Source organism: Aureimonas jatrophae (assembly GCF_900104035.1).
Lineage (GTDB): Bacteria > Pseudomonadota > Alphaproteobacteria > Rhizobiales > Rhizobiaceae > Aureimonas > Aureimonas jatrophae.
Window position 1 is genome coordinate 139,889 of sequence record NZ_FNIT01000003.1, and the last position, 16,304, is coordinate 156,192.

Annotated in this window: 11 protein-coding genes; 5 read left to right on the forward strand and 6 right to left on the reverse strand. The window is 66.3% G+C overall.

Annotated elements, in window-relative coordinates:
- Positions 1-147: 147 nt before the first annotated feature.
- Positions 148-7,278 (reverse strand): apolipoprotein A-IV repeat region-like domain-containing protein, encoded by a 7,131-nt coding sequence (locus BLQ76_RS08375; protein WP_090671812.1) that lies wholly within the window; start codon positions 7,276-7,278, stop codon positions 148-150.
- A 504-nt stretch (positions 7,279-7,782) separates the two neighbouring features.
- Here BLQ76_RS08375 and BLQ76_RS08380 point away from each other — a divergent pair.
- Entirely contained in the window at positions 7,783-8,049 is a 267-nt protein-coding gene (locus BLQ76_RS08380) for an Hpt domain-containing protein (protein ID WP_244519533.1), read from the forward strand.
- Between the two features lie 9 nt (positions 8,050-8,058).
- Complete coding sequence (locus tag BLQ76_RS08385; protein ID WP_090671815.1) at positions 8,059-8,379, forward strand: 2Fe-2S iron-sulfur cluster-binding protein; 321 nt, start codon at positions 8,059-8,061, stop codon at positions 8,377-8,379.
- 5 nt (positions 8,380-8,384) lie between these two features.
- Here BLQ76_RS08385 and BLQ76_RS08390 read toward each other — a convergent pair whose 3' ends face one another.
- Positions 8,385-8,987, reverse strand: a complete 603-nt coding sequence (locus BLQ76_RS08390) for a DUF922 domain-containing Zn-dependent protease (protein ID WP_090671818.1) — start codon at positions 8,985-8,987, stop codon at positions 8,385-8,387.
- An 88-nt stretch (positions 8,988-9,075) separates the two neighbouring features.
- Here BLQ76_RS08390 and folP point away from each other — a divergent pair, with 88 nt between their 5' ends.
- Together folP and folK are read left to right on the forward strand one after the other, a co-directional pair.
- Complete coding sequence (gene folP, locus BLQ76_RS08395; protein WP_090671821.1) at positions 9,076-9,963, forward strand: dihydropteroate synthase; 888 nt, start codon at positions 9,076-9,078, stop codon at positions 9,961-9,963.
- Positions 9,960-10,460, forward strand: coding sequence for a 2-amino-4-hydroxy-6-hydroxymethyldihydropteridine diphosphokinase (gene folK, locus BLQ76_RS08400; protein ID WP_090671824.1), 501 nt, complete (start codon positions 9,960-9,962; stop codon positions 10,458-10,460). Before folP ends, folK begins: the two co-directional genes overlap by 4 nt.
- Here folK and BLQ76_RS08405 read toward each other — a convergent pair.
- The 4 genes from BLQ76_RS08405 to BLQ76_RS08420 all read right to left on the reverse strand — a co-directional run bounded on the left by BLQ76_RS08405 (position 10,457) and on the right by BLQ76_RS08420 (position 14,142).
- Positions 10,457-10,990 (reverse strand): hypothetical protein, encoded by a 534-nt coding sequence (locus BLQ76_RS08405; RefSeq protein WP_090671826.1) that lies wholly within the window; start codon positions 10,988-10,990, stop codon positions 10,457-10,459. The two genes, folK and BLQ76_RS08405, sit on opposite strands and share 4 nt — an antisense overlap.
- Before the next feature lie 80 nt (positions 10,991-11,070).
- Positions 11,071-12,135: a YcjF family protein gene (locus BLQ76_RS08410; RefSeq protein WP_090671829.1), complete on the reverse strand. Its 1,065-nt coding sequence runs from the start codon at positions 12,133-12,135 to the stop codon at positions 11,071-11,073.
- Positions 12,132-13,586 carry a YcjX family GTP-binding protein gene (locus BLQ76_RS08415; RefSeq protein WP_090671832.1) on the reverse strand — a complete coding sequence of 485 codons (1,455 nt, stop codon included), beginning with the start codon at positions 13,584-13,586 and terminating at the stop codon, positions 12,132-12,134. Before BLQ76_RS08415 ends, BLQ76_RS08410 begins: the two co-directional genes overlap by 4 nt.
- Positions 13,587-13,653: 67 nt before the next feature.
- Complete coding sequence (locus tag BLQ76_RS08420) at positions 13,654-14,142, reverse strand: SixA phosphatase family protein (RefSeq protein ID WP_090671835.1); 489 nt, start codon at positions 14,140-14,142, stop codon at positions 13,654-13,656.
- A gap of 328 nt (positions 14,143-14,470) precedes the next feature.
- Here BLQ76_RS08420 and dksA point away from each other — a divergent pair, with 328 nt between their 5' ends.
- A complete protein-coding gene (dksA, locus tag BLQ76_RS08425) occupies positions 14,471-14,887 on the forward strand; it encodes an RNA polymerase-binding protein DksA (protein WP_090671839.1) in 417 nt (138 codons plus the stop codon).
- Positions 14,888-16,304 lie beyond the last annotated feature (1,417 nt).

Sequence of the window (16,304 nt, forward strand, 5' to 3'; positions counted from 1 at the left end):
GCGTTTTGTTCGAGGCAAAGGCCGGCGCGCACAGCCTTGGTTTCCGTAGCGGACCTACTGTGACTGACTGTTGGGGAGGCCTCGGCAACGAAAACGGGCCGACCCCTGGGGAGTCGGCCCGTTTCGATCAACCGGAAGACGAACGGATCAGTCGAAGCGACCGGAGGCGTGCGCGAGCATCGTATAGACCTTGCCGGTGTCGGAGGTCAGATACCCCTTGGACCGTGTGTTGTCCGGATCCTTGCGGGCCGCATCCGCCAACAACAGTTCGAAGTCCGCGATGTAACGATCCACCGCCTTCCGGAACTCCGTGTCGCGCTGATACTTGCGCCGGATCTCGTCGAAGGTCTGCTGCCCCTTCATCGTGTAGAGCCGGCGCGTGAACACGTTGCGCTCGCCAGCCCGGTATCGGTCCCACAACTCCACCGAGGCGTTGTGGTCGATGGCCCGTGCGATATCCACCGACAGCGAGTTCAGCGAGTCGACCACGTGAGCCTGGCTGCGCTCGGCTTGCATCGGACGCCGCTCGCCTTCCGCCTCGCGGGCAGGGGCGGCCTCGTCCTCGTCTTCCGAAGCGCGACGCAGAAGGTCGGATACCCATCCACCCTGCCGTTCGGCCTGCGCCGCCGGTACCGCTGCTGGCGTCGCCGGACGCAAGGTAGAAGCCGCGCGCGCCGGGGCCGACTGAACCGGCGGCGTGGCCGGACGAGTCTCGGAGCGCGCCGCAACCGAGTAATCGGTGTTGCGCATGTCACGCGCCAGGTTGCCTTCGGCCGCCAGGTTGCCGGCCAACCGGTTCTCGATCTCCTCGTCGGTGATCGTTGCGGCGCGAGGTGCGGCGGCAACCCGTTGCGGCTGCGCGTCGACCTGCACGCTGCGGCGAACGGACTGCGGGACCTGCGCGTCGAGGGCACGTCCCGACTGGGACACGATCTCGCTCAGCTCGCGCAGGGCACGGATCTGATCCGACACCGCGCGCCGCATGGCGCGGGTGCTTTCGCGTGTCTCGTCTGGCAGTTCGAATACGCCGCGACGGATTTCGCCGCGTGCGTTCTCGAGTTCCTCGCGAATGTCCTGTGCCGCGCGACGCAGATCGCCGGTCGCCGACGAGAAACGCTCGGTCGCTTCCTCGATCACGCTTTGAACCGACTCGCGTACGTGCTCCGACGCCTCCTGCGACCGGCGTTCGGTCTCTTCGAGCTGGCGTCCGGTCTCGGACAACGTCGCAGACAGGCCGTCCGTGAGCGATTGCGTCAACCGCGAGCTGCGCGCCTCGACATCGGAGAACAGGCCTCCGACCACGCCTTCGAACGAGCGAAGCATGCCGTTGATCTCGCCGGAGCGTTGCGTCAGACCTTGGGCAAGGGTGTCGAGCGCCTCGCGCCGTTCGTCGAGCGTCAGCTGCAGGTTTGATTGCGTCGAGTCCAGGAGGCTAGCGACCTCACCAAGGGTGCGACCGTGCTGATCGAAGCGATCGAGCAGGGCGGAAAGACGCTCTGCGGAACCGCTGGTCGCCTGGCCGAGCTGCGTGACGTTCCTCTCGAGTCTGTCGGAGGACGCTGCGATCTCGTCGCCAAGACGCTCGGCCTGTTCGCGGAAGCGACCGCCGGTGTCGTGCAGCGTGCTCTCTGCCCGCCCCAGGCTCCCGTTGGCCTCCTCCAGCAGTTCCTGAAGCGCTGCGTTGCCCGACGCAAGCCGATCCACCAGCTGAGCAACCTCGCTCACGAGGATGGACCGGGTACCCTCGATGGCACCCGTCGCATCGTCGGTCTTGCGGCCGATCGCCTCGACCAGTTCCTGAGCCGAGCGGCCCAGTTGCAGGATCGTTTCCTGTGCGCGGGCCGAGAAGGCCTCCGCGGCCTGCGCGTTCTCGTCGCGGATACGGGCCGCAACCTCGCGCGATGCGGTTTCCAGGGCGCGGACCGCTTCCGATCCACTCGCGCCCAGTCGGTCGACGATCGGGCGGGTTTCCTCCTCGATCAGACGCGCAATCTCGGCGTTGCGCTCTCCGAGCAGGTCGGACAGCGCGCGGGTCCGTTCGTCCATGCGCTGCCCGACGTCGTCCGCCCGTAGCGACAGGATGCGGTCCGCACCCTCGACCTGCCGTTCGATCTCCTGCCCAAAGGTCGACGTGTCGGCCAGCAGGCGCTCGCGAGCCTGCTCGGCCTCGATCCGGATCGCATGGGCCGCGTCGGCAAGGCGTTGCGCGATCTGCGAGCCTTCCTCGACCATGGATCGGCGCGTCGCCTCCGCGTTGCGCAAGATGTTGCCCGATACCTCGCCGCTTTCCTCGCGGATCGCGACGGCGATGCCGGCAAAATCGTTACGGATGCCGGCGGCGGCGGCGTCGACCTCGCTGCGCAACTGGCTGGCCGCTGCCGCCAGTTCGTCCCGCATCCCGCCGTTCGCACCCGACAAGGCGTCGCCGATCAAAGACGACAGGCCCGAGAGTTCCTCGACAAACCGCGTCGCCCGCGTTTCGAGGGCCTCATGACCACGATCGGTCTCGGCCGCGACGGTTTCTGCGGCCTCCCGCACCTTCAACGCGAACGCTTCAGCATCGGCGTTGATGCGGGTGCGGGCTTCCTCGGCCTGTTGGCCCAGCGCGGCGGATGCAGCAGCCAAGCTCTCGACCAGACGCCCGGTGTCGCCACCGATGCGCTCATGCGCGTCTTCGGTGGCGGACTGGAGGAGGGCGGTTGCCTCCTGCATGCCGGTCACGACCCGCTGCGCATGCGCCTCGATCTCGCGCTTGGCGACGTCGGTCTCGCCGCGCATCGCGAGCGCCAGATTGCCGACGTCGGTCGCGATGCGCCCGGCATCCTCGCGGATGAGGCGACGAGCCAGATCGCCCGCCTCGCGGAGGCGGTCGTTTGCGCTCGTGAAGTCGGTCACGAGAGCGTTCGTATGCTCGCCCACCTCGCGACGCATGGCATCCGCCTGATCGCGCATGCCAATCGACGCTGCCGCCATTTCCTCGCGAATCTGCGCCGCATCGGTCACGAAGCGCTCGCGAGATTGATCTCCGACGATCCGCAGGCGCTCGCCCGCGGCATCGACCTCACCCGCGAGAACCACCGCTTGGTCTGCCACCTTCTGACGGGCGGCGTCGGCCTCCTCGCGTAGCCGCTCCGCCATGGCTTCCAGGCTGCCCGCGAACTCGCCGGCGACCTCGGCCAAGCGTTCGCGCGCTGCTTCCGCCTCGCTGCGCATGGCCAACGACGCGCCGCCGATCTGAGTGGTGAAGGCGTCGCCTTCCAGGGCCAGCGCCTCGCGCAGTTCCTCCGTGTCACCCTTCATGCGGGCCGTGACATCCGCCACGTTGCGGCCCAACGCTTCGACTTCCTGCGTGAAGCGCTTCCGCGACTCCTCGCCGGCGGCGCGAATCGCTTCCGCCGAGGCCGCGATGTCGCGAGCGACACGCTCGGCTTCGCCGGTCAGGGTCTGGCGAGCCGTCTCGGACGTCTCGGCAACGGATGCCTGGACGTTGAGGAGGCGCTCCTCGAAGCGGGCCGCTTCATCAGCGAAGCGCGCTCGTGCCTCCTCCGACGATGTCTGGAACGCGCGGCCGATGTCGCCGACGATCACCGAGAACCGCTCGGTCTCGCCCTGCAATCCGGTGCGGGCACGGTCGGCCTCCTCGCCGAGATTGGCGGTCGCGGCGACGATCGATTCGCGCAACGTATCGGCAATCAGCGATGCTCGGCCGTTCAGCGTGCGCTCGATGTTGGCAAGGCCGCGATCCAGCGTCGCCGAGATCGTCTCGGTCCGCTGATCGACCGCCTGGGCGAGCGCCGTGGCGCCGCCTTGCAACGCCGTTTCGATCTCGGTCCGCTTTTCCTCGAGGGACTGGGTGACGAGACCTGCGCTCTGTTCCAGCGCGCGGCGCACGTCGTCGGCACGGTCGCCTAGGGTCGCGGCCAGCGAGCTGGCCACATCCTCGATCGCCGAGGTGAGGTTGTCGCGGCGCTCGTCCATGGCGGTCGCCAGCTGCCCATCGGACTCGATGAGCGCTGCGCGAAGGGCTTCCAAGCGACCGTCGAACGTCGTCAGGATGCCGCTGCGGCCCCGGTCGAGTTCGGTCGCAAGCTTCTCGGTTCGAGCATCGAGGTCCGTCAGAAGCGACGTGCCGGTGCTGTCGGACAGGTTGCGTAGCGCATCGATCCGCTGTTCGAGGCCGTCGAAGATCGCAGCGCGGGCCGCTTCGACGTTGTCGCGCAGGGTCGAGCCGCGCGACTCCAGGCCTTGGGTGAGAAGTTCCGACGCGCTCTCGATGGCGGCCAGAACTGCCGAGGCACCGATGCCGAGCTCGGTCGAAAGCTCCCCGGTGCGCTCGTCGATCAGCGAGGCGATCGAGCTACCGGACGATTCGAGCTGGCCCCGCAATTCCGTGACCCGTGCGTTCAGCGTTTCCGCGACCTGACGGACCGCGGCCTCGAAGGCGTTCTCGATCACGGCTGTCTGACCGCCGAGCCGTTCAACGAACTCTTCGCGACGTGTTTCGTCGGCCAAGAGCACGGCTTCGAGGCGCGCGATGACGTCACCATCGAGTCGCGACGTGTAGTGTTCCAGCGTCGTGGCGAGGCGGTCGCCGCTCTCGCGCATCAACGTTTCTCCGGACGCGAGGCGATCCGCGACGTTCGTCGAAAGCGCACGACTGCGATCGTCCAGATCCGCCAGGAAGCGGCCGGTTCGTCCATCCAGGGTTCGCGTCAGTTCACCGCGCTGCAGTTCGATCGCTTCGCCGATCGCGCGCGATTGGCCCTCCAGCGAGACGTTGATCGCCGAGGAACGCTCGGCCAGAAGCGCGTTGATGCGCTCCAGACGGTCGGCGAAGACACCGCCGAGGGTTTCCTGACGCGCGTCCATGACTCCCGTCAATCGCTCGACGCCTTGGTCGAGAACGATACGCATCGCCTCGGTCTTCGCGGCCACGCCCGCAGCCAGGCGGCCATCGGCCCCATCGAGAGCAGCCTCGATACGAGCAGTGTTCCCGTCCAGGGTTTCGGTTATGGCCTGGGCGCGCTCCTCCAGCGAAGCCAGAAGGTTTTGCTGGGCAAAAGCCAGCGACGTATCGATCTCGGCGGCGCTATCGCTCAGAACCGAACCGAGCGAACCGATGCGTGCGTCGAAGAGGGCGCGCAACTGATCGCCCTGGCCGACGAGGATTTCATCCACGCGACCGACCGCAGCCGATGCCGTGCTCTCGATATGCGACTGTCCGGAAGCAAAGGTCGCAGCAATCACGGCGGTACGCTCCGCGAGCATGCGGTCGAACTCACCGGCCCGATTGCGCAGCGTGGCGTCGGCCTCGTCGACCGAGCGCTCTAGCGCCGCACCGCGCTCGCCAAGCGTCTCGACAATGGCACCGGCACGAACGCCGACCAGCGTCTCCAGCGTCGCCAGGCGCGCATCCAGAGCCCGCAGGACTTCTCCATTGCGCTCGCCGAGAAGCGAATGGGCGCGCTCGATCCGTTCGCCGAGGTTCTGATCCAAACGGTCGATGAAGCGGTCGCCGTCGCCGGTAAGGCGTTGCGTACGCTCATCGAGTGCGGAGGTTAGACGCGCGACGAGAGCCTCGCCATCCGCCGTCGCGCGTTGAGTACGCTCGTCAAAGACCGCAGCCAGATTGCGGTCGAAGGTATCCGTTCCATGGGTGAGAAGCGCGGCACGCGTCTCGAGAAGCTCGGAAAGGGTGGCATTCGACGCCCGGACACGCTCGTCCGCTTCCGTACCGGCAACCGCGAGACGCTCGACCATGGCATCGGTTCGCGCCTGCAGTTCGGCAGCCTGCCGCTCCATCGTCTCCGCCAAGTCGCGCGACGCCGCCTCGAACTGCCCCGTCGTTTCTCCGGCGGCGCGTGCGATGCGCTCCAGAACATCCTGACTCGATTGTTGGAGCGCGCCGTCGACCTCGCGGCTTCGCGCATCCAGGCGGCCTGCCAGGTCCTGGCTGCGCTCGTCGTAGGCCGCCGACAGCGCGCGGCTTCGCTCGTCCATCAGCGTGTGCAGTCGGGCCGTGGCATCCTCGATCTGCGCGAGAATGCGCGTGGACGCTCCGTCGACGTCGTGAACGAGGCGCTCATGCGACCCGATCACCGATGTGCGCAGATGCTCGGCGTGTTGCAGCATGGCTTCACGCTCGGTCGCCAGATCGGCGACGAGCGCACGGATCTTGACCTCGTTGTCGGCATAGGCGCGTTCCAGCGACGAAACCTCGGTCTGCACCAAGCCTTCCAGTTCGCCCATTCGGCCCAGTGCTCGCTCGACGCCTTCACCCAGCGCCGAAACCTCGCGCCGGATTGCCTGCGCAACGCTTGCGACACGCTCCGAGGCGATGGACTCCGGCTCCGCGAGACGCAAGGCGACCTCGGCGAGCGAACGGCTCATCAAGCGAAGATCGGCAGAACGGCGCATCATCAGCGCGAAGGCGACGATCAGCAGTGCCGGGAGGGCGACAGCCACCGCTGCCATGGTGAGCGAAAGACTGGACCGGCTGAGTGAGAACCCGCCGGCCTGATCGTTGAGCATGGCGACAACCGCAGCACCGGACAGCGCGACCCAGGCCAGGGCGACGACGCTGCCGATCACCACCGTGCGTCGGGAGGCACGTCGACTGAGCAGCGCATCGGCCATCACAGCCGCCGAGCGTTTCTCGTCGTTCGCGACGCGGGAGCGAACGGTGTCGACCACAGGCTCCGACTTGGCCGAGGACCGACGGGGCGTTTCGAGCCTGTCCGTGGCGGTTGCGGTCGAGGCGGCAGGCGTGACCACTTCGCGTTCGTCGCCCGTGCGCTCGGCGCGCAATCGGGAGGAGGCCAGCTGAGCGGCCGTGAAACCCGCCGCTGCGCCTGCGGCAGCCGCGCCGGGAACATCGGATGCGGGCGGGATGTCGGAAACGAGCGCGACCGGTGGCTCTACGGCGGGAACCGCCGACGACGGAGGATCCAGAAGGTCTTCGTCGGTCAGCGAGAACTCCGGGAGTTCGTCCGCCTCGTCCGTCACAAGCTCGCCGGCTTCGGGCGAGGCCACAGCCTCGACCTCCGGCTCGTCGCGATGGGCGTTGGTCGCTTCCTCGACGCTTCGTTCGAACTCGCTGAGCGCGAAGTCGATCGACACGTCCTCGGCCTTGAGTTCAGCCTCTTCGACATGACCGGCGGCAAGTCCCGCGGTCGTCACCTGATCCGGGTCGCCCAGAAGGTCCGTGTCCTGCAACGCGGCTTCCAACTCGTTGACCGCCTCGTCGGAAAGCTGTTCGGCCGTCTTGATGTTCGACATGGTTTGCCGCGCCTCGTACTCGTTACCTGGATCCTGACGCCGACAGCCGCGTCGTCGCCGATCCCGATCCGCCCGAACTCATCCGTCGTGCAACACGGAAAGGCGGAATTTCGCTGCGATAAATGGTAGATAGCGCGTGGAGTTTAGGAAACCTCAAATCCGCGGACTGCCTACAAGTTTAAACATTTGGTTAACGCTGATTCATGTTCAGAACGCGCTGAACCGCAGTTCGAAACACCAGCCCGTTCAGAAACGGGTCATGTTTCACCCAGCATGATGTGGGGACAAGCCGACGATCGGTAGGGCAAGCCCGCACTGCGGAAGACTTGTCCCCGCCTTTTGCACCCGGCACCTCTCGATGGATGCTCGTCTCACGCAATGACTGCGACCCACATGCAAGCCGATCTGTCACGATGCCCTTCGAGGGGGCGGCCGATCGATCTCGTTCATCTGGCTCGTCAGACAGGGGGCAGTCAGTCTCTCGAACTCGAGGTTCTCGGCATCATGGCCCGCCAGATCGGGGATGCCCTGACCGTATCGGACCACCCTGACGCGCGGACCGATCTTCGCTCCCTAGCGCACGGCGTGTGCGGAGCGGCACGCAACCTCGGCGCCTTTCCTTTGGCGCAGGCGGCCCGTGATCTGGAAGCGAACCCGTCGGACCGGAACGCGCTGGTCGGGTTTCGACACGAGTTGCACCGGGCACTCGTTTTCATCCGCGCGCTGACGGTGATGGAAGATCACGTTGACGCTCGCCGACGCGCCCACTAACTGCGCGGCATGACCACGATCGCCTTTATCGCTCCGGACGGAACCCGTTACGACATCGACGCGCCGAATAACTCCAGCGCCATGGAGAACGCGATCCGTCACGACGTGCCGGGCATCGACGCCGACTGCGGAGGTTCCTGCGCCTGCGCCACCTGTCACGTCTACGTCGATAGCGCGTATGTTTCGCGCCTCGCCGCGCCCGAGGCGATGGAAGAGGACATGTTGGACTTCGCGCTCGACGTTCGTCCCGAGTCGCGTCTGTCCTGCCAGATCCGGATCCGTCCGGACTTGGAGGGGCTCGTCCTCCGCGTGCCGGAGCGTCAAGCCTGAGGGGATCAGCGGTCGGCTGATGCCAAGTTGCGACGCAGCTCGCGGGCCAGCCGCGCGTCGATCGCACGCGACTCCGATCGATCGAAGGCCAACTGGTCTCGGTCGTGTCGTTGGATGATGGAGCGAACGGCGGCGTTCACCTTCGACTCCATCTGAGCGCAGTCCGCCATCGGTGGGAGTTCCCGGACGGTATCCTCGATCCGCTTCAGAGCCGACTTGGCGATCGTCGAGTGTTGGTTCTCGTGGGTCACGACATCGTCGCGGAAGGTCTTCCAAAGGACCTTCGTTCTGGCGTCGGCACCTTTCGGAGCGTTCCAACGCGGAAGCGTCTGATGCAGGGACAAGCGGTAGCTCGCCCGATCGACGGCACAGCGTCCATTGACCGTCCGATAAGTGGCATTGCCGTCGAACGACACTTCGGTCGAGCCGGCATGACGCTCGCCACCGCTTCGAAGCTGCGGCCCCTGCATGCCCATCGCGTGTTCGAGTTCATCGAACGTGGACCCGCGAACCATGAAGTAGGTGGTGCGCTCCTTGACCTGACCGGCCATCGCAGGCACCGCCACGCTCATGGCGACGATCGAGGTCATGACGACCGCAAACTTCATGCATCTCTCCCGGGACACTTGAAAGGTTCGGCTCCAACGCTAACGAATCGAGCGTGCCGCACAAGGGGGCTTGAATGAAATTCGTGCAATGTTGGTCGTAGCTGAAGAAATCCGCAGCTTGCCTGACGATCGGCAGGCTATCGAATGGCGGGTCGGACGCGGCCGAGTTCTACGCCTTGGCGATACTGGAACCCTGATGGGGATCCTGAACTGCACTCCGGACAGCTTTTCGGACGGAGGCCGTTACGGAGAGAACGTCGACGACGCCGTCGCTGCAGGGCTGCGCATGGTCGCCGACGGTGCGTCGATCATCGATGTCGGCGGTGAGTCGACCCGCCCCGGCGCAGACCCTGTTTCGGCGGAGGTCGAACAGGCCCGTATCCTTCCGGTGATCAGTGCGCTCGCTTGTGCTTCCGACTGTCTGATATCGGTCGATACCTACCGAGCGCAAACGGCGCAGCGAGCCGTCGCGGCTGGCGCGCATATCGTCAACGATGTCTGGGGTGCCCAGCGTGAACCTCTGATCGCCGAGGTCGCGGCGCGAACGGGCGCGGGGTTATGCCTGATGCACACGGGGCGCGAGCGCGAAACGGATAGCGATCCGATCCGTGATCAGTTCGCGTTTCTCCGTCGCTCGCTCGACATCGCCCGTGCGGCGGGCGTCGCGGACGAGGCGATCGTGCTTGATCCGGGTTTTGGATTTGCGAAGGACGCTGCGACCAACTTCGCGTTGATGAGGCGCTTCCGGGAGTTGCGCGCTCTTGGACGCCCGTTTCTGGTCGGCACCTCGCGCAAGCGTTTCGTTCGCGCGGCAGTCGGCGAGGCCGGCGACCAGGATCGGGCGACCGCTGCGACAACCGCGCTCCTGCGCGTGGCTGGCGCTTCGATCTTCCGCGTGCATGACGTGGCCGCCAACCGCGAAGCTCTTCGTATCGCGGATGCCACGATGCGATCCGACACAGGAAGTCAGGGATGAGGGCCCTACTTGGGTTGGGCGGCAATATCGGCAATCCGCGCGTCGCCATGGCGGGAGCGTTGGTCCAGCTCGATGAATGGGCTGGCCGCGTCGTTTGCGTCTCGCGCCTGTACCGCACGCCACCTTGGGGGCTGACGGACCAGCCCGATTTCCTGAACTGCTGCGCGTTGATCGATGCGGCGCTCTCGCCGGAGTCCTTGCTGCAGTGTTGCCTCGGTATCGAGCAGGGCCTGCAGCGCGTCCGCGACATCCGCTGGGGACCGAGGACGATCGATATCGATCTGGTCGACATGGAGGGCGAGCGGCGGGATACGGCAGCGTTGACGCTTCCGCATCCGCAGGCGCACCGCAGGGCGTTCGTGCTTGTTCCGCTCGTCGAGATCGCACCCAGGACCCAGCTTTCCGGTCGGGATGCGACGGCTTGGCTGCGAGAACTGGATGTCTCGGCGATCCGAGCCGAGACGACCGACGGGAACTGGTGGCGCGAGACCGCCTAGCGCTCGTTGGAGGCCTTGCGCACGCTGCCGTCGCGCTTCAGCGTCATGCCGATAACCGGGACGAGCTCACCGGCAACCTGAACGGAGATCGTGACCGCAAGCTTGTCGGCGTTGTCGAGTCGAGCGACCATGGCGCCCTTCAGTTGCTTGCGGTCGAGGCCGACCACGACGCGATTACCGTCGACATTGCCCGAGATGATGTCGAGCCCCTTGCCTTGCGAGCCGTCCAGGAAGGCACCCTTGTAAGACGACCCACCGCGCACGAAGCGAGCGCTCATCGGCTGAGAGAACAGGCCGACGCGGCACGTTCCGTCAAGCGACATGCCAACCTCGCGGTCGGGCCGTGCACCGGCCAGATCGCAGGTGAACTTGGTGCCCTTGTACTTTCCGGCAACGATCTCGCCCGGCCCGGTCCAACGTCCGAAGACTTGGTCGAAGAACACGGCGTCCGGGTCGGCTGCCGAGGCAGGCGCCTGAGCCAGCAGCGACGCGGTGAGACAGATTCCGGCAGCAAGAGCGCGGCGGAGCATGGGCGACCATCCGAGAAAGGCGACAAGTGCGTCTCCCTCGTTTATCGCCGCGAACGGTTAATCGATCCTTGCCGGACCGCTCATCCGGTCGCGTCCGTGTTCGCATCGCCGCGTGCCAGATCACCCAGGAAGTCCCCAGCCTTCGGCCGCTGGATTGTCAGAAACGGGAGGGGACGGCACAGATCCATGGCCGCAAGCCCAATCCTGGCCGTAAGAAGACCGTTGACGACGCCTTCGCCGAGGCGAGCCGACAAGCGTGCTGCGACACCGTGCCCAACAACCTGTCCGATCAGACTATCCCCAACCGAGATCGTGCCGGTGACCGCGAGGTGCGCGAGTACGTCGCTGGTCAGACGTGCGAGGCCGATCGCGCCGGGCCGCGCGCCGTAGAGTTCCGACATGGCACGGATCAACCGCACGGTCTCGAACAGCACGAAGGCCAGATCGACAATCGCTCGTGGACTGACCGCCGTGACGACGGAGACGCGTTTCGAAGACGCCGCCACGAGCGCGCGGGCGCGGGCGTCGAGCGGCAGTAGCAGCTCGCGTTCCGCCAGCGCGACGAGATCGCGTCCGTCGATGACATCGTCTCGCAGTTCGGCGAGTCGTGCACGGCCGCGCGCCGTTTCGCTGCGATCAGCAAGCAGCGTCCGCAGTCGTGCAACCACGGCGGTGGCCGCCGCGGCGTCGTTCGCTTCGAACGCCCTCCGGCCATCACGGCGCTCGCGCTCGACCGTATCGAGGCGCATCAAGCCCAGCACCTCGCGCAGCACGATGCCGCCGACGCCCACCAGAAGCAGGATGGTCAGCCCGATCGCCAGCCAGCCGAGCCAGTCCGCGCGCGCGAACAGTTCGGAGATCAGGCGATCGACCGACAGCGCCAGGGCCAAAGAGGCTAGCGAGCTGAGGGCGATGGTCGCCAGTTTGCCGAAGGATAGGCGGCGACGCGACGGCTGACGGCGAGCGGGTTCCGCATCGAGGGCCTCCAGCGCCTCGCGCTCGAGAGTGTCGTCGGCTTCGATTTCGACGCGCGTCATGTCCGCCACGGCGCGCGGTGCGCGAGGCGCGGAGATCTTCTGTTGGGCCGGTTGGGACGAGGGAAGATCATAGGCACCGGGGCGACGACCGGTCGGGCGCTCGCTCATGCCAGCTTGTCTCCGATCAGAAACTGAAGCGCCCGGTCGAGGCGGATGTGCGGGAGCGAGAGCTTCAGGCCGGCCTCGTTGCGCTCGAGGCGGGGCGGACGAAAGCGGACGAACGTGAGCGGGTCGAGTCGGTCGCCGCTTTCGTCGGCTTTGAGGAGCCGCGAAACGTCCTCCGGTAGGTCGCCCGGGAAGACGGCGGTTTCGGTCTCGCCGTCGAAGCGTTGGCCGCCGATGGTCTCGCCGGCGATGGGTGTGCCGACGATCACGGGCAGACGGTCAGCTCCTTCCGTCACGCTCGCCTCGCGCGTCGCCCGAATGGCCGCCATGGCGACGACTTCGGTACGCGCACCCGAGAATTGCGCACGCTCGATCGCGTCGTCCACCAGACGCCGCACCACAGCTTCGAGCCGCCCGTGACTGTCCCGGTGCAGGTGGTCGGCCTTCGTCGCGGCCACGAGGAGGCGATCGATCCGGCGGGTCACCAGCGAGCCCAGCCACGACGAGCGCCCCGGCCGGAAGCAGGACAGGATGTCGGTCAACGCCGCTTCGAGATCCACAACCGCTTCCGGACCGGCGTTGATCGCCTGCAGTGCGTCCACCAAGAGGATCTGTCGGTCGAGCCGGGCGAAGTGCTCGCGGAAGAACGGCTTGACGACGATCGTCTTGTAGGCCTCGAACCGGCGGCCATGAATGCCGGCGAGACTGTCTCGATCGTACGCGCGGTCGGGTTCCAACGGCAGGGGGGCGAAGGTAAGCGCCGGGGAGCCTTCGAGGTCGCCCGGCATAAGAAACCGTCCGGGGGGCAAGGTCGAGAGAGCCGTCCGGTCCTCGCGACAGGCGCGCAGATACGCGGCGAATGCCGCGCTCAACCGCTGACTGGTCGGCTCGTCGGCCGGGCGCGACACGTCCAGTCCAGCGAGCAACGCAAGAAACGGCTCGGCCATCTTGGCGCGCGAGGGGAGACGCGCCCGCTCCAAGGCTTCACGGCTGAACGTGGCGTAGTCTTTTTCCAGAAGCGGTAGATCCAGCAGCCATTCGCCGGGGTAATCGACGATGTCGAGGCTGAGGCGACCCGGCGCAAACAAGCGCGACCAGCCGGACGCGGACTGGTATTCGATCGTGAGTCGCAGTTCCGATATGGCGCGCGTCGATTGCGGCCAAAGCCGATCTTCCAGAACGGTACGGATGTGCTCCTCGTATTGGAAGCGCGGGACGCCAGCGTCCGGCTGCTCCTGAAGGTACGAGCGCGCGATTCGTCCGCCGCTTTGCGCATCGAAGAGCGGTAGCCTCCCACCGTGAAGAAGGTTGTGCACGAGCGACGTAATGAAGACCGTCTTGCCGGCGCGCGACAGGCCGGCCACCCCAAGGCGTAGGGTCGGGTTGAAGAGGTGGGCACCACGATCGGCAAGGTTGTCGAGTGCGATCCGCGCTTCGTCGGCAAGGGTCGTCATGGGTTCCGATCGGCTGTCGTGGCCACGGCTATATAAGGTCGTGGGGTCCTGAACGACAGGCGCGTGGTCAGGTCGGCGCGATCAAGGTCACGAGTCGGCCCGGCCCAAGACGACCGCCGGGATCAACGCCCAGCCGCAAGGTGATCCAGGTCGCAGGCTTGATGCCGGTTCGAAACGCGTCTCCCTCCTGCAAGGCGTAGCGGGCTACGAAGGATGCGATCGTCGGGTTGTGTCCGACGACCAGGACGGGGGATGCCGCGCCATCTGCGACGCAAGCTGCCTCGTACGCTTCCAACCCAGCAGCATAGAGGTGATCGTCATATCGCAGCGGTACCTCACCCAGCACGGGAAGCAGCGACTCGAGGGTCAAGCGAGCCCGCCGCGCGGTCGAGCATCGAATCCGCACGATCCCGACCGGCTGCCGGAGCAGGCGCAGGCGGATGGCCTCGACCTCCGCATGGCCGCGCTCGTCGAGACCCCGATGGTGATCGCGCTCGCCTGGGATCGCATGCGACGAATGGGCATGGCGCAACAGATGAACGGTGATCTCGGCCATGAAGCGCAGCTTCTCCCATGTCGTAGAAGCGAGACGTTCGCACGCTATCGGCGTTCCACCACGAACGCGTCCAGCCATGGGAAAGGCGTCCACGCTAGTTGTTGCGTTGAAACTGCGGGATGTGAGGAAGAGGGTTTGCACTCGCGCCGCGCGCATGGCCCGGACGTTCGGTCGCGTCCCGTTCAGACACGGTGCACAAGCAAATCCAGCGCATTATCAGGCGGTTGTGAGTGATATGATCTCGGTGCGACCTGTCGATCCCGTAACTTGTTCCCCTCTGCGTGCATCGCTATAAGCACGCGCAACCGCCGCCTTCGGAGAATGCGACATGAGCGAAACCCTTCCCCTCGGTCAGGGCCTCCCCGAGGACGGGCCGTTCATGAACGACCGTCAGAAGGAATACTTCCGCAAGAAGCTTCTGGCCTGGAAGTCGGAGATTCTCCGTGAGGCCAAGGAAACGCTTGAGGCCCTGGCAAGCGACAACGCGAACCAGGCCGATGCCGCCGACCGAGCTTCGTCGGAGACCGATCGGGCGATCGAACTGCGTGCTCGCGATCGTCAGCGCAAGCTGATCTCGAAGATCGACGCAGCGATCGAGCGCATCGACGACGGAACCTACGGTTATTGTGAGGAAACCGGCGAACCCATCAGCTTGAAGCGTCTGGATGCCCGCCCGATCGCGACCTTGTCGCTCGAGGCACAGGAGCGGCATGAGCGGCGTGAGAAGGTGTATCGCGACGAATAAGCGAAACGCTGTTTCTGGAATGAGGAAGGGCCGCAAGATGCGGCCCTTTTTGGTTTCAGCGACGATCGGATACGTCGAGCGTAAAGTCGTGAAGGAGACGTTCCATCTCCTCTTCAAGGGTCAGCGTTCGAGCCGCTGGCGCCTTGGAAGCTGGCTCTGCCGTCGCCGGAGCGGGGCCCGTTGGGGCATCGTCGGATCCTGGCGTCGACGAGTTCGGCGTCGTGTCGGTCGGAACCGCAGGCGTGCGTGCTTGTGCGGGACCGGCGTCCGGACGAACAGGCGCTCGCTCGATCATCGGCTCAGCTGTGATCGTCGGGGATGCGGGTGCCGCAGGCGGGGCAAGCGGCGTTGCACGGCGAGCCTGAATCGTTGTCGCGAAGCTGCGAACCGAAAGCGGTTGCCGCTCACCGGCAGCTGGAGCGTCGTCCGATGCGTCCTTCGGGGTGTGGACGTCATCATCATCCGCGCGAACGGGAGGCGACGACCGCATTGGAGGAACGATCGGCGGGATCGGGTCACTGGTCTGTGTCGGGCTCGTGTCCTGATACGGCGACCGCACGGGCTGCGGTGCCGCGCGATGCGGCAGGAGCGCTTCGTCCTCGAGCCGGAATGGCTCGGGGGTCGCTGACGCTTCCGGCTCGCTCGGCCTTGGTGGGATGACCACCGCAGGCGGAAGGGTCGGGGTGGCCATCGAACGTGGTTGCGCGATCGGAGCGGCGCTGGCTGGTGGCGGCGGGTTATCGCTCGGTTGCGTCATCCCTCGCTGGCCCTCCGACCCGGAACGGGCACTTGGCGCCGCCGGCGTAGGCGCAGTCTGAGGCCGGACAACCGGTTGCGGGCGACTGGCCATGACGCCCAGAAATGCCGGGAGCGCAGGCGCGGAGGCCTCGGGCGGCGGCGAACCGCGATCCTCGCTCGGAGCCCGAGCGGGAAGAGGACGCTCGCCCGTGCGATCACTTGCCGTCTCTTGGGACAGCGCCCGGGTCGCTGCGGGTGTGATGCTCAGGTCGGCCGGTTCGGTCGATGCGTCTCGAACCGGGTTCGCAACGGGACGGCGCGCGGGGACCTGCACCTCACGAGATGCCGGAACCGGCGGCTCGACTAGGGTCTCCTGCGGAGGCGTCCGTCGCTGGGGCAACGGCGCCCGAGGCTCGGGCGCAACCTCGGGCTCCGTCCGGACGGCCGACGGCCCATCCACTCGCCGGGTGCGAACGCGCTGGATGCCGCTCTCCACCACCAGATCGTTCTGTCCGCCAATCAGAAGCAGGTGCTCGGTATCGTCTCGTCGTACGAGAACAAGCTTTCGCTTCGGATCGACCGGCGACACGTCCAGAATCGCAAGACGCGGAGCTCTGGAGCGGCCGCCCATGCCGCCCGTCCCGGCGAAGACGCGCTTGGCAAGACCGATGATCACCAG

Bases quoted from the DNA above. Each gene is read 5' to 3' on its own strand.
- folK (WP_090671824.1), top strand. From the start codon at position 9,960: ATGAGGGCCCTACTTGGGTTGGGCGGCAATATCGGCAATCCGCGCGTC.
- BLQ76_RS08420 (WP_090671835.1), bottom strand. From the start codon at position 14,142: ATGGCCGAGATCACCGTTCATCTGTTGCGCCATGCCCATTCGTCGCAT.
- BLQ76_RS08390 (WP_090671818.1), bottom strand. From the start codon at position 8,987: ATGAAGTTTGCGGTCGTCATGACCTCGATCGTCGCCATGAGCGTGGCG.
- BLQ76_RS08405 (WP_090671826.1), bottom strand. From the start codon at position 10,990: ATGCTCCGCCGCGCTCTTGCTGCCGGAATCTGTCTCACCGCGTCGCTG.
- BLQ76_RS08385 (WP_090671815.1), top strand. From the start codon at position 8,059: ATGACCACGATCGCCTTTATCGCTCCGGACGGAACCCGTTACGACATC.
- dksA (WP_090671839.1), top strand. From the start codon at position 14,471: ATGAGCGAAACCCTTCCCCTCGGTCAGGGCCTCCCCGAGGACGGGCCG.
- folP (WP_090671821.1), top strand. From the start codon at position 9,076: ATGTTGGTCGTAGCTGAAGAAATCCGCAGCTTGCCTGACGATCGGCAG.
- BLQ76_RS08410 (WP_090671829.1), bottom strand. From the start codon at position 12,135: ATGAGCGAGCGCCCGACCGGTCGTCGCCCCGGTGCCTATGATCTTCCC.
- BLQ76_RS08375 (WP_090671812.1), bottom strand. From the start codon at position 7,278: ATGTCGAACATCAAGACGGCCGAACAGCTTTCCGACGAGGCGGTCAAC.
- BLQ76_RS08380 (WP_244519533.1), top strand. From the start codon at position 7,783: ATGGCCCGCCAGATCGGGGATGCCCTGACCGTATCGGACCACCCTGAC.
- BLQ76_RS08415 (WP_090671832.1), bottom strand. From the start codon at position 13,586: ATGACGACCCTTGCCGACGAAGCGCGGATCGCACTCGACAACCTTGCC.